The sequence below is a fragment of the Candidatus Poribacteria bacterium genome, from assembly GCA_021295715.1.
Lineage (GTDB): Bacteria > Poribacteria > WGA-4E > WGA-4E > WGA-3G > WGA-3G.
On the sequence record JAGWBV010000004.1, the window covers coordinates 1 to 15,050 of the forward strand.

9 protein-coding genes are annotated in these 15,050 nt (G+C 47.6%); 8 read left to right on the forward strand and 1 reads right to left on the reverse strand.

All coding sequences use genetic code 11. The features are described 5' to 3' along the window. Positions 1-331: 331 nt before the first annotated feature. Positions 332-1,828 carry a M20/M25/M40 family metallo-hydrolase gene (locus tag J4G07_02295; protein ID MCE2412809.1) on the reverse strand — a complete coding sequence of 499 codons (1,497 nt, stop codon included), beginning with the start codon at positions 1,826-1,828 and terminating at the stop codon, positions 332-334. Positions 1,829-2,250: 422 nt separating this feature from the next. Between J4G07_02295 and J4G07_02300 the strand changes: the two genes are divergently transcribed. The 8 genes from J4G07_02300 to acnA all read left to right on the forward strand — a co-directional run bounded on the left by J4G07_02300 (position 2,251) and on the right by acnA (position 14,897). Further along, positions 2,251-3,204 carry a 50S ribosome-binding GTPase gene (locus J4G07_02300; GenBank protein ID MCE2412810.1) on the forward strand — a complete coding sequence of 318 codons (954 nt, stop codon included), beginning with the start codon at positions 2,251-2,253 and terminating at the stop codon, positions 3,202-3,204. Positions 3,205-3,219: 15 nt separating this feature from the next. Then, on the forward strand, positions 3,220-3,468 hold the full coding sequence (locus J4G07_02305; GenBank protein MCE2412811.1) for a transcriptional regulator/antitoxin, MazE: 249 nt from the start codon (positions 3,220-3,222) through the stop codon (positions 3,466-3,468). After that, positions 3,469-3,804, forward strand: a complete 336-nt coding sequence (locus J4G07_02310) for a type II toxin-antitoxin system PemK/MazF family toxin (GenBank protein MCE2412812.1) — start codon at positions 3,469-3,471, stop codon at positions 3,802-3,804. 47 nt (positions 3,805-3,851) lie between these two features. Continuing rightward, a complete protein-coding gene (locus J4G07_02315; GenBank protein ID MCE2412813.1) occupies positions 3,852-5,420 on the forward strand; it encodes a VWA domain-containing protein in 1,569 nt (522 codons plus the stop codon). Positions 5,421-5,503: 83 nt separating this feature from the next. After that, on the forward strand, positions 5,504-6,700 hold the full coding sequence (locus tag J4G07_02320; GenBank protein MCE2412814.1) for an amidohydrolase: 1,197 nt from the start codon (positions 5,504-5,506) through the stop codon (positions 6,698-6,700). Between the two features lie 52 nt (positions 6,701-6,752). After that, a complete protein-coding gene (locus J4G07_02325; protein MCE2412815.1) occupies positions 6,753-9,710 on the forward strand; it encodes a tetratricopeptide repeat protein in 2,958 nt (985 codons plus the stop codon). Positions 9,711-9,777: 67 nt separating this feature from the next. Continuing rightward, a complete protein-coding gene (locus J4G07_02330) occupies positions 9,778-12,078 on the forward strand; it encodes a tetratricopeptide repeat protein (GenBank protein MCE2412816.1) in 2,301 nt (766 codons plus the stop codon). A gap of 146 nt (positions 12,079-12,224) precedes the next feature. Continuing rightward, on the forward strand, positions 12,225-14,897 hold the full coding sequence (gene acnA, locus J4G07_02335; protein MCE2412817.1) for an aconitate hydratase AcnA: 2,673 nt from the start codon (positions 12,225-12,227) through the stop codon (positions 14,895-14,897). Positions 14,898-15,050 lie beyond the last annotated feature (153 nt).

A 15,050-nucleotide genomic window follows, 5' to 3' on the forward strand; every position in this document is an offset into this window, starting at 1 on the left:
CCTCTCGGGTTGTATGTTTCCCCTTCCACATCACAGTATCCAAGTTTGATAGAGACTTGGGGAGCATCCTTGCGTCTGCACCCACCACAGATACAGACCTTTTACTAACATTGTTTCGGCTGCCACGCCGAGATACCGCGATATTGTGTGTAGAAAGTGGTTTAACTTGTGGAGTGGACGTTTGGAAACCTGCGCTTCGCACAGGTCCCCCAAACTTCAGTTGGGGGTCACTGACGCCTTGTCTTTTCAACCACCGTCCGATCCTCCTTTATCCCCATTTTTGTATAGTCTATTTTAACATAGTCTGCCGGAATTTGTCAAAGGTTCTTTACTACCGAAAAATCGCCAATTTCTCCAGATACGTGTATGTTTCTCCCTTTGAAACAACCGTGATATGGCAGATATAAACACCTGGAGATACCGCCAATCCATAGGAGGTTTGCTGATTCCACCATGTCCGCCAGATACGTTCATCGAACCTGTCAGCGACCCCTTCAATCCGCTTTATCAGATTACCGCCCGAATCATAGATGAGTACCTGTAGGTCTGTTATACCTACATTTGCGGCAACCCGAAATTCAGTCAAACCGTCTGAACGCGCTGGGTTCGGAAAAACGATCACATCTTCCCAAGCAAACGCCTGTGTTAAAACAACGGACTTCGCGACTGAGACTGCGCCCAGCGGATAGCGCGCCGTCACGCGAAGAGTGTTCTCTCCTGGGTGTAACGGCACTGTTGCAGTATAGGTTTGCATCTCTCGATCCAAAACCGCCAACGTCTGACTCGGATAAACAATAATATCTATTGGAAAACCTGAACGAAAGGTCCCTTTAATTTTTAATGGATTTTCATTTGTCGTTGATGGAACTTCCAATGTTACGTCTGGAATCTGCCGCGTTGGATGGAACATAGACGTGAGCAGACCGTCCACTGTGACAAGCACAAGTTGCGTTACCTTTCTCACCAGACCAAAATTAACCTTATCCACAGTATCACGGGACGTGTGATAAAAAGGATTGGCGTTGTAGTTTTGAGAATCCCGCCACGGCGTAGAACTCTCAGTTAAAGTGACAGCATCATAACCACCATCCCAGAACGATTTGTGAGAGGAAATATCAACGAATTCATCTTGGGTGCGACGAATCTTTAAGCCGACGTTATACCATGTATTTGCAATTATGAGCGCACGGCTTATCCAAGCAGAATCGTTGTTGGTAACAATTTCAACAAGATCGGTTTTCCAATTGAAACCCAACATGTCCAGATTAAAAACACCGACAATCCTTTTCGGAACAAGGTCAGTCTCACCACTCCTCCTTGTAGCGGAAGCCTCCCGAACATAGTGCCGACTCCCAAGGGAACCGAGTTCCTCACCCCCGAACGCGATAAACCGTATCTCGTGTTCATATTCGTAGCGACTTAACAAATAAGCAATTTCCAGCATCGCAGCAACACCCGTCCCGTTATCATTTGCCCCCGGTGCAGTGGAGATTAATGGATTCCAATTCGGTTCACGCACAGCTTGCGTGTCATAATGCGCACAGATGATAAAGATACGGTTGCTGGATGAAGTCGGCATTGCTGGTAGAACAGCGGTTATGTTCCTGATGCCGCCAAACACTTGTTCACTGACTTTCAAACGCGGAGAACGGCGAAACTCACGCATAATGTAATGCACAATGTCATCCGTCGCCTCGCGGTGGTGTGCGTTACGTGTGTGATGGGGACGCAAGTTATGTCTTGATGAAGCGTTTTCCTGCAACGCCATGACCTGTGCTTCAAGCGCGTCGGATTGCACTAACGTGAGCAGTTCATCGCCACGACTCAAGGGTTGAGTACCCTCTTCCGCCATAACAGGAAAGGAGATAAATATAACAAGGAAGAAAATTAGGTGGATCTTTAGAGTAGCGTGTAGGTTCCGTCTTAATTGCCTTGACATAAGAACGAAAATTGGATATCCTATTTAAGAATTGTTTCATATTATAACAGATTCTATTGGCATTGTAAACAAGAGAGAACCAAATCACCAGGGCCATTCAATTTTCGGTTTTTTGGGCATTTTCTGGGAGTCATCGCGACCGGCAGTTCGTTTCTACAGCAATGCATCGGGAAGCTGAAGTCTTTTCTGCACATCTGCCGACGCAAAATAACTGCGAAAACGCAGCCTGCAACAACGGCGCAGGCGACTCAAACACGAAAACTGTCAAAGTCCAAACCTACTCCATCAAACCGCAAGGAATAATTGAAAGAATGCCAGCAAATCTACCCCCGACCTACTATAAACTCAAGCACCAGCACGAAGCCGCCAAGACAGATGAAGAGCGACTGAGCCTGTTAGAGGAAATGTTACGGATCATCCCGAAACATAAAGGTTCAGAAAAGGTGGTCTCTGATATTCGTCGCCGTATCGCCAGACACAAGAGAGGTCCAGCAGAAAAAGGGGGCAAGGGTGCCAGTAAAAGAAGTTACAGCGAACACATTCCAAAGCAGGGAGCCGGACAGATCGTCCTCATAGGACCCCCGAACGGCGGTAAATCGCAAATCCTATCAAGCTTTACGAATGCCAAAATAGAGGTATCACTAACCCCCTATACGACGACTCTGCCAACTGTCGGAATGCTACGTTATGAAAATATCCAATTCCAGCTCATTGATACGCCATCTCTTATGCTGGACTTCATTTCATCAACAGTTCTGACGCTCACTCGCAATGCTGACCTTGTTCTGCCGATTGTAAGCCTCGCGAGCGATAACTTATTGGATGATCTCGATATGGTGGTAGCGTTTCTTAAGGAGGCAGACTGCGACACGCCGGAGAATGGACATCTCGTTGTCGCCAATCAACTCGATGCGGCAGGCGCAGAAGAGCGATTGGAAATTCTTAAAGAATTCTACGACGAAACGTTTCAAATTTATCCGATTTCTGCCGAAACGGGTGCAGGCAAAGAGACTTTATCGCAAGCACTCTATGCAGAATTGGACATCTTGCGCATTTATCCCAAGGCACCCGGCAAAACCACAGAACGCGATGATCCCATCGTTCTCCCTATAGGCTCAACCGTGCTTGACGCCGCTATGGAGTTACACAAAGATTTTGCCGAATTTAGGTTCGCACGGATATGGGGACCCCACTGGCACGATGGACAATCTGTCAGTCGCAATGATGTCATTTACGATGGCGATGTGGTTGAATTTCATTTGTAGTTACGGAGGTAAACTATGTTAATCAAAATTCAAAAATCAGAAAATAGTGACGGAATTTCCTTTACGAAGAATATTTTAGAAGCAGCCCAGATAAACGTAGGTGATGAAGTACAGGTAACAATTCAGAACGGACGAATTATCATTGAAACGGCAATCAGAACACGTAGACGTACTGATTTGAAAGCACTCCTTGCTCAAATGCCAGAGGACTACCAGCCAGAAGAATTCGACTGGGGCAAACCTGTAGGGAAAGAGGAATGGTAGATGCCCAATTATATTCCACAGGCAGGGGATTTCGTGCGCCTCACCTTCGACCCACAATCAGGATATGAACAAAGAGGTAGGCGCCCCGCGCTGGTAGTCAGCAATACCTTATTTAATGCCCGGACTCAACTTGCCATGGTATGTCCGATAACCAACACCTTTAGGAATGTTCCATTCCATGTTAAAGTTCCCAGTGATTCTTCACTGACTGGGTACATCATGGTAGAGCAGATTAAATCTGTTGATTACGTTAGCCGCCAGGTGCAGTTCCTTGAAAAAGCATCCAATTGGGTACTTGACGAGGTACTAAGCATTTTGGAAGCGTGTCTATATTAGTTTTCCTAAGCACATAGACTCATGAGGACAAGCCGTAGGTTGATGCAATGAAAAATAGAAGAACCTCTCCATATCTCATATACTCACTCATCATCCACGTTACACTGCTATTCGTAATGTGGTGGGTGGCTCCCCAGCAAGTGCCTGTGCTACCGTTCTATGACGAGATAGAAGCTTCAATAACCCACGTTGAACGACCCCCACTCCCGATTAAACAACTCCCCGTTGTTGAACCTACCGCACCCGTCGTCGAAAAAGAGAAACCCAAACCACCACCGAAACCGAAAGCGGGTTTGAGCGCATCTTGGCAATTGCAAGCTCAAGACGTATCAGAAGTTGCAAATCTCGAAACACGTAGACAGGAGAACACAAATCGAGCGCGACAGATCGGAGACGGGTTATCGCAACTGAATCCTGTTGTAGGGAAGCAGACTGGCTATGCTCCCGAAAGCCGATTAGCAGTAAAATCACTCGATCAACCAACGGTTACCTTGCCCTCCACACCCGAAACAGATTACGTGGCACCGCAAGGAGAAATCAACCGAATTTCTTTAGACACCGATGGCACCTTATTGGATGGCACCTCACCAACTGTTGACGCACCGAAGATTCACTACGGCAGTGAACGCGGGGACGCGCTTCGGGCAACTGGTATGGGCAACTCTTGGGGCGGCGGTGGCACATCCGGCGGAGGCAACGTAGGTGGCGTTTTCGTCTATATGATGAAAGACATCGCTCGGACGCTGGCAGAAGCAAGCGTGACGAAAAAAGTTGATGTTGTTTTTGTTCTTGATGAAACGGCAAGTATGACAGATAACATCCGTGGCATTCGTGCTTATGTCGATTTTCTGTTTGAGGCGTTTGACCGAGAAGGGCATGATGCCACTTTTGGATTGGTGACCTTTACAGATGAAACAAGGAAATATGGAAGCACTGACGACCTCGGAACCTTCAAGAACTGGCTTTTTAAAATAGGTGTTGATGGCGGTGGAGACATCGCAGAAGCCGGTTTAGACGGACTTATGACTGCGGTAACAGAGACCAAATTCCGAAAAGGCGCGCAACGGTTCATTGTGCTCGCAAGTGACGGTGCTTTTCACGATGCTGACTACGATGGAAAGTCTCCTTACAGCCTCGATCAGGTCATTGAAACCTTACAAAACGCACAAGTTCGTGTTGATGTCATCGGAATCGATTATTTACCAATCCGGCAAATCGCGCTCGCAACAGGTGGAACATGGCGCGCCATTCCGGGTAGAGGCTACCTGGAATATGTGCCGCCGCTAACCTTGACAGTGAAACTGTTCTCAAAATTGGGCACACTTAACCTTGAAAACGGGCAGATGGACGACATAATTACCGTCTATATCAATAATCCACCGCGTCCTAAGCAACTCACCTTGACATGGAAAGTCCTTAACCCTTTAGGAGAAAGGTGTTACGGTCCATTCACCGAGAGAAAAATCATCCCAGATGATGGTTCAGCACAGGTAGAATTGAGATCCAAACTGGATAGCGAAGTCTTTCAGACAATGCCGGGGATTTATACCGTCATCTATCGACTTGAAAATGAACAGGGACATCAAAGTATCCTACGTCGGACCCTGACGTTCTAACTTTAGAAGTGGATATTCATTAAATAAAAAACGGGCTTGATTCCCGAGACGCAGGTTATTCACCCGCAAGGTAAATTAAAAATATGAAAGACCAGATTTTTGAACAGTGTCGCCGTCATTTCAATGACATCGTTGCCATCCGACGGGACATTCATCAGTATCCAGAACTGGGGTTTGATGTGCACCGGACAGCAGGTATCGCCGCTGGTGCCCTGCAAGCACTCGAAATCCCTGTCAAGACAGGGATCGGTAGGACCGGGGTCGTCGGAGATTTGGAAGTCCCGGGAGCAACAAAACGGATAGCCTTGCGCGCAGATATGGACGCGCTCCCGATTCAAGAACTCACAGATGTTCCCTTTAAATCTAAGATTGATGGGAAAGCACACCTATGCGGACACGATGCACACACGGCAATGCTTATCGGGACAGCCAGAATCCTTTCAGAGTTCCGCAACAGCCTCAATACACACATCAGATTTATTTTTCAACCGAGCGAAGAGGCATTACCCGGCGGAGCACCAGCGATGATCGCAGACGGTGCGTTGGAAGATGTAGATGAAATTTACGGAATACACGTCTTTCCACTCTTCAGTGTTGGAGAATACGCTACATGTCCTGGTCCAATGCTCGCGCAGTCTGATACCTTTCACATCACACTCACCGGTAGAGGTGGACATGCGGCGTTTCCGCACCTCACTGTCGATCCAATTGTTATTGGTGCGCAGTTCGTGACAGCCGTCCAATCTATCATTGCGAGAAACGTGGATCCACTGGATTCGGCGGTAATCAGCGTTACACAACTTCACGGCGGAGATGCGAACTTGCAAAACGGGCTTACGGGTGCCGCGCTTAACGTCATTCCGCCTAAAGTCCTGATAGGTGGGACGGTACGCACACTCCAAAAAGCGGTACAGACACGAATCCGAGGACAATTAGAGAGTCTCCTCGCGGGATTCGCAGCTGCACACGACGCAACTTACACATTCGACTACCAAGAAGGGTACCCGGTAACTTACAACCACGAACCGTGTGTCAACACAGCCGTATCCACGGCAGGGGGATTGGTTGGCGAGGACAAACTTATAGTCCCAATGTCTCCGATACTTGGGGGTGAAGATTTCGGATACTATTCACAGGAAATTCCGGCGTGTTTCGTGATGGTGGGCGCAGGTAATGAAGAGAAAGGCATTGTGAATATGTGTCACCACCCACAGTTCGACATTGATGAAAATTGTATGATTTACGGCATGGCACTGCTCACAAATTTGGCGATGCTCTAATTTTCTGAGTTTTGGGTAATCTGGAACAATGGGTTTGAAGAAGGATAATTCTGTGTCAACACACAATCCGCAGCCACATTCATCAGTCGGCACCCTGACCTTGATGTTTACTGATATCGAAGGTTCGACACTACTCTGGGAGGCACACGGCAATGAGGTTACGGCGGAGGTGATCAATACCCACCACACGATTCTGCGTGCCGCAAATTCGGCGTGGGGTGGTACAGAGATCGGCAGCGAAGGCGACGCTTTTTTCTTTACTTTTCCTACAGCAAGTGCTGCTGTTATGTGCGCGCTTGAGATACAGTTAGCACTCAATGCATATCAGTGGCATGAAAACATCGAGACCTTACGCGTCCGTATTGGTATTCACACGGGGGATATGATCCTGTTGGATGACGGGTATCACGGGATGCCTGCGAACCTTGCAAAACGAATTACGGACGCGGGACACGGTGGACAGATTTTGCTCTCCGCTGTCACGTATGAACTCGTTAAAACGCAATTTCCATCTGGGAGTTTTGCCGCGCTCGGTGAACATCGACTGAAGAACATTCAACATCCTGAAGCGATTTTTCAATTTCTCGCACCGCAAGTTTCTATTTTAAAAATTACCGGCGAGGAAAGGTGGCAAGAAGTCTTCGGCAAAGCGGCAGAAGAAAATACAGCGCAGGATGAGAAGTCTGCAGACTGTGTTTCTATTCCTGAGCTACAAACCGAGTTCCCACCCCTGAGAACCCTCAACAATTCACCTAATAACCTGCCAGCCCCTATCAACAGTTTTATCGGTAGAGAAACCGAAGTGCGCCGTATAACAGAGTATTTCACCAAAGGACGGGAACGACTGGTGACATTGACAGGACCTGGGGGTATCGGCAAAACGCGTCTCGCACTACAGGTTGCAACCGAGCTTCATGACACTTATTCTGATGGTCTGTGGTTTATAGCGTTAGCTGATTTGAAAGAACCTACGTATGTCATTACGGAAATCGCGACGGTTCTCGGGCTTTCGTTGAAATCAACGCAGGATGTCATGGAACAAGTCGTTTCATATCTTTTAGGAAAAACGCTTCTATTGGTATTGGACAATTTTGAGCATGTGATGGATGCCTCTCAAGATGTCAAGACGTTACTTCTCAGATGTCCGACCCTACACTGTTTAGCCACATCGCGAGAACCCTTAAAGATCGCAGGTGAACAGCGATTTATTGTTCCTCCCTTATCTATTCCATCTGAAGACACCGACTATGAAACCCTCCATGATTACGAAAGCGTCCAACTCTTTTTGGCGCGAGCAGAAGCAGTCGCGCCGGATTTCCAATTAACAACCGACAATGCTGAGGCGATTGGCGCGATTTGTCGTATGGTTGAAGGACTCTCCCTCGCGATTGAACTTACTGCAGCGCGCGTCCGTGCTATGACCCCAAAACACATTTTCGATCGCCTAAAGGTCCTACTTGCCAATCCATCATCAAGTCAACCATCTACATTTCTTTCAACAAGTGATCGAGACGTGCCAGCGAGACACCAAACCCTCAATGCGGTGATTGACTGGTCTTATGAACTATTAGAGATAGAAGAACAACACCTGCTTTGTCAACTCGCGCTTTTTTCAGGTGGATTCTTCTTGGAAGCTGCTGAAACTATCTGTAGTTCAACTTCTGTTCATGCAGAACAGGATTTCCCCTATACAGAAATAATCAACCTCATCTTTAACTTACACGATAAATCGTTACTCATGACTGAAGAATATCTAACGCGAACCCGCTATCGACTCCCCGTCCCGCTACAATTGTATCTTCGGGAGAAGCAACAGCCCACTGGATTCAGAGAGGCACATGCACACTATTACCTCACGTTAGCACAAGAACAGGATAGAAAGTTAGAAGGGACTGAACAGAACGACACACTCTCAGAGATGACGATTGAACTTGATAACTTTCGTGCTGTTTTTGGGTTTGCGCAGGAGAATAATGAATGGCTCCTGTTTGGGCAACTTGCTGTTGCGCTCTCGAAATTTTTCTATATACACGGGTTATGGACTGAAGGATTGGGATGGCTGAAACAAGCAGAAGCCGAATTGCACCAGCGACTCGGCAAACATCAAGGATTCGAGGACACGTCTGAAACCAACGAAATGTCGGTCCAGCTGACAATAGCGGAACTTCGAGTGGCTCTCGCAACATTCTATAATGAACAACAGGAATGTGAAACTGCTCGGCAATTATGCGAAAATGCTCTACAAGTTTTCAGAAAGATAGGACAGCAGCTTGGTGTCGTCAAGGCGTTAAATTGTCTCGGCACGATCGCAAGGTATGAAAAAAAACTTAAAGAGGCGGATGCACACTTTACCGAAGCTTTAGAAATAGCGAAGGGAATAGACAACAAATGGCATACCATTATTGTACTAAACAATCTGGGACTCGCGGCGTATAATCGTCACCATTTTGAAGCAGCAAAACTGCATTATACCGAAAGCTTGCGCCTCGCTCGCGAACTTGGAAATAAACTGAGTATCGCCTATGCTCTTAATAATCTCGGGAAAACCGCGAACCAGCAAGGTCTACGAGAGGAAGCGCAACGCTACTATACAGAAAGTCTACATCTCACCCGTGACCTCTCTACTTCCAATGTGGGATTTCCTTATCTACTGGACAGTCTTGGGAAGGTAGCACTTCGCCACGGTAAACACGAGGAAGCGAGACACTACTATACACAAAGTCTGGAGTACCGCAAAGAGAACGGAAACCCCTGTGAGATCGCAGACTCGCTCTATCAATTCGGACAGTTAGCTTACGCGGAAGGCGAATTTGAACAGAGTTTGTGCCTCTTTCTTAAAGCCGCGTCAATTTACGCGGAAACAGACGCGACAACATCATTTTATGCAGACGCAGTGAATAACACTATCGATGCATTAGCGGTAGAATTCGGTAGTAAAAAAGTTGAGAGACTGAAATTAGAGATGGAAACGCAAACGCTTGAGGAAATAGTCAACACGTGTCTATCCTGATAAAACGACGCACGGCATAAGACCTTGCAAATTCAAGGTATGACACTTCGTAAAAATGGAAACCACAATGCTACAACGAGTTATCTTTCTTGCTGTTTTATTCCTAATTACACTTGGGGATAGTTTACATACTTTCGCTCAAGTCCAAGTTCCACCGACTGCCCCAAGCGTGATGCCTGTGTCAGATCCGGTAGAAGCCGCGCATGACCACTACCACGAAAGACGGTATGCAGAAGCAATTAAAGCCTACGAAGAATTGATTGAAAATGGTGCTCTTCGACCTGACGGCACTTATACACCTCTCCGACAGAGTCAGAAGGACTCGATTCGGTTGATGTTAGGACAAAGTTATGCCAAGGTCGGTGAGGATCCAGCCGCACAGCGAGTCTTCAGAGAAATTATTGACGAAAATCCGAACGGTTCTTATGCAACACAAGCTGTTCATCGGTTGGGAAACCTCTACTGGCAGCGCTATCAGTTCAAAGTGGCAATCAGGCAGTGCAAACAGATTCTCCAGCAGCATCCGAATACAACCGCCGCCGCTACAGCTGCCTATCTCCTTGGAAAATACCAGCAAACAGAGGGTGAATCCGAGGAAGCGATGGAGAGTTACAAATACTTCCTTGAGAATTTTCCGAGTTCACCGTATCGCGTAAGTGCTATTAATAGCCTCATCCAACTTTATATAACCAACCAACGCTACACAGAAGCCGAAAAACTGATTCAAGAACGGATGCGACAATATCCTGACGATACTACGCTATTAGAGCAATTAGCAGAACTTTATCAACAACAAAACGCTCATCCGAAGGCACTTGAACTCTATCGCAAGGCACTTGAACGGAACCCCAACAACACAACACTCCGCAGGAAATTGGGTGCACTCTATGCTGAAACTGGCAAAACCTCGCAAGCCGTGACCGAGTGGAGAAAAATGGTCAAAGACGAGGTCAATCAAGTCGAGCAACAGAAACAACTTGGCGCAATCTATCTCTCCCATAAGATGTATCCGGAAGCAATCGCAGCATATCAGCAAGCGATACGCTTAAGACCGAAAAATAGCTATCTCTACACACAATTGGCAGCAGCATACAAAATCCAAGGGCAAGTTGAACAAGCCGCCGAGGTCTATATTGATGCTTTGCAGCAAGTTGGGCTTACACGGAATCAACGGGAACCGATCTGGAATGCTATGCTTGAAATCTATGAAGGCGAACACTACAAACCGATCCGTGATAAACTCGTCGCGCAACTTGAGAAACGGCGGGCACTTAATCCGCAAAATTCCAACATCGTTATGACTTTGGGAGAACTCTATTTCCATGCCGGAGAAGTGTCGCAAGCACTTAAAACGTTTACACAACTCCATCGAAACCATCCGACTCACACTGATATGACGTTAGAGACATACGCACGGATGTTAGAACGCAACGAAAACCCACAAGCCATAGATTTCTATAAGGCGTTGATAGGAGCTTCGACAGACGGCACACGTATAAGAAATGCCCGATCTAAACTTGCAGCACTCTACCAAAAAATGAAGCAGTGGAACGATGCTATTACCCTCTTAGAAGAGTTGGTTTCCAACGGTGAGGCTTCTGTGAAAAATAGATTGTTACTCGGGCAGATGCAACTGCACGGTATACACGCACCGAAAATCGCACAAATAACTTTCCAAGCACTGCTCACACAACGCTCACTTACAATCCCTTTGGTAGAAGCACAACTGGGCTTGGCAGAATGTCATATCCTATTGAAACGCTACACACTTGCGAGAGAAGTTCTCGAACCGATTGCCAACCGTCCCCACCTCTATCGTGCCGCTGCCCGCAAACTGATTGGCGATTCCTACTTCTTTGCTGCCAATTTCGACCAAGCAACGAAGGAATACAACGAAGTCATCCGAATTTCAAAATCTGACCAGCTCACAAATGATGCCCTTGAACGGATTGTTCTCATCCAAAATCATTCAGATTATCTCAAAATTCCACTCACGGATTATGCCACTGCTGTGCAACTCTACCGAAACGGACAGACTACAGAAGCACTACAACAGTGCGAACGAAGTCTTGAAACCTATCCACAAGCGACGATCGTTGATGCGATGTGGCTCCTCATCGGTGATATCTACCGCGAAGCCTTTAAAGATACTGAGGCAATAAACGCATACGAACAAGTCGTTGCGCGGGCAAGCCTGAGCGTCCCGAAGGCACTCGTAAATATCGCCGAAATTTACCGCCAAAAATCCGACTTCACCAATGCCGCTGCGACTTACACCACACTCATTACAGATTATCCTGAAAACGTTATTGTCGCCCATGCTCGCCAGCAACTTGATGAAATAATGAAACTTATGAATCATCAGTGATTGGAAGAAACCATCGGTTTCCATTAGTAAAAAGGTTTCAGGTGAACTCTTACTGCGAGGCAACCCGCTTGCTGACGGCTATTGCAATATAGCATCGACTTGTGGTAAAATTATAGAAAAGACTTACAAAACAAAGGAGTTAGCAGATGCCCCAACCTGCTCATAATTTATTTAATACACACCGAACCCTTGAAAGTGATGGGTTTGCGTGTAACTACTATTCGCTTCCTGCCTTAGAAGCAGCCGGCATCGGGTCAACAACCGCCTTGCCCGTTAGCCTCCGTATTTTACTCGAATCATTATTGCGAAATTACGATGGACACCAAATTACAGAAGAGGATATTGTAAATTTGGCAAATTGGGACGCGAGTGCTCCAAAAGCCTTGGAGATTCCGTTCAAACCGGCACGCGTCGTCGCACAAGACTTTACTGGCGTTCCGCTTGTTGTTGATATTGCTGCGATGCGTTCTGCTGTGGCTGAGCTTGGTGGTGATGCCAGCATGATAGAACCCCGCGTCCCTGTTGATTTGGTCATTGATCACTCCATCCAAGTTGATGCCTATGGATCAGAGAACGCATTTCAATTTAATACGCAACGGGAATTTGAACGCAACAAAGAGCGTTATGAGTTCCTTAAATGGGGGCAGCAGGCGTTTGAAAAATTCAACATCATCCCACCCTCTATCGGCATTGTGCATCAGGTGAATCTGGAATACCTTGCCAAAGTCGTTATGACCGAAGATTCGCTTGCCTATCCAGATACCGTCGTCGGTACCGACTCGCATACCACGATGATTAACGGCTTAGGTATCGTTGGATGGGGTGTCGGCGGCATAGAAGCGGAAGCCGCGATGTTAGGGCAACCCGTTTATATTTTGACCCCCGAAGTCCTCGGCGTTCACTTGAAAGGCGAACTTCGCGAGGGTGTAACCGCAACAGATTTGGTTCTGACTGTGACGCAACGCCTCAGAGCCGCGGCAGTCGTTGACAAATTTGTAGAATTCTTTGGGGCAGGTGTAGAGGCACTCTCTTTACCAGATCGTGCGACACTCTCCAATATGTGTCCAGAATACGGTGCGACTATCGGATTCTTCCCACCCGATGCAGAGACGATGCGATATCTCCGTCTCACCGGACGCGACGAAACGCACGTTGATATGGTAGAGGCTTACCTTAAAGCCCAAGGTATCTTCGGTATCCCACGCCTCGGAGATGTTACATATTCCGATGTTCTTGAAATCGATCTCGCAGACATTGAACCGAGTATCGCCGGTCCGAAACGACCACAAGACAGGATCGCTTTGTCGGATGTCAAAAACACCTTTACTGAACTCCTTACACGTCCTGTAGCAGAAGATGGATTCGGTATAACAGAAGACGTGGACGATAGCGATGCGATAACACATGGATCAGTGGTGATCTCGGCAATTACCAGCTGCACAAACACAAGTAATCCTTCCGTGATGATCGGCGCGGGGCTGCTCGCCAAAAAGGCTGTCGAAAAAGGGCTGCGTGTTCCTGACTACGTTAAGACCAGTTTAGCCCCGGGTTCGCGCGTCGTCACCGAATACCTACAGAATACCGGTCTACTGCCGTATCTGGAAGAACTCGGCTACAACGTCGTAGGTTATGGCTGCACGACCTGTATCGGCAACAGTGGACCACTCAATGACGTGGTTCAAGAGGCAATTGACACAAAAAACCTCGTTACCGCAAGCGTGCTCAGTGGCAACAGGAACTTTGAAGCACGCGTGCATCCAGAGATAAAAGCCAATTTTCTCATGTCCCCACCACTCGTTGTCGCGTACGGTGTCGCAGGGCGGATTGACATTGATTTCGTTACTGAACCGCTTGGGCACACCACTGCAGGAGAGGCTGTCTACCTGAAAGACATCTGGCCCACCCGACAAGAGATCTCCGAGATGATCGCCGCCGCAGTCGATCGACGGACGTTCCGAGAGATGTATGAGTCCATAGGGAATCAAGCACCGGAATGGGAAGAACTCTCAGGCGCAACGGGAGTCCTCTATCCGTGGAACGAGAGAAGCACCTATGTCCAACATCCCCCTTTCTTTGAAGGATTTGCACGCGAACCTGCCCCTATTACAGACATTGTGGATGCCCGTATCCTCGGCATATTTGGGGATTCTGTCACCACCGACCATATCTCTCCAGCAGGCGCGATTGCAGCCGCAAGCCCAGCAGGGGAATACCTCCAAGAACGCGGTGTAGAGACGCGAGATTTCAATACCTACGGTTCCAGGCGTGGTAATGATCGTGTGATGAGTCGTGGCACGTTCGCCAATCGACGTGTCCGCAACTTGATGACCCCGGATGTGGAGGGCGGATGGACACTTCAGTATCCTGAGGGCACACAATCGACTATTTACGAAACAGCACTCGACTACAGCGGAAACGATGTTCCAACCGTTATTTTCGCCGCACAGGACTACGGTATGGGAAGTTCTCGCGATTGGGCAGCGAAGGGACCCAAACTCTTGGGAGTCAAAGCTGTCGTTGTAGAGAGTTTCGAGCGTATCCATCGCAGCAACCTCATCGGGATGGGAGTCTTGCCCTTGCAGTTCAAGTCGGGTGAGAATGTCCAAACGCTCAACCTTGATGGAAGCGAGATTATCAGCATTACAGGCTTTGCCGAAGACCTTCAACCCGGACAGATGGCAACGATGAAAATCGTCCGCGCAAGCGGCGAAACCCAAACGACGGAGTTGCTCATCAGAATTGACTCTCCTGTGGAAGTAGAATACTACAAACACGGCGGGATTCTGGATTACGTCATTCGGAATTTCTTGTCTGCGTAATCAATTTCCCAACTCTGGTAGGTGCGGTTTATCAACCGCACCCGACCCCTTCCCGTATCCTATTGCCACTGGATGTAAAGAACTAAATCCTAAAGCGAACACCGTAGTTCATAACATAAGGGGAAATATGCAATTCCCTGAATACCATAGTTG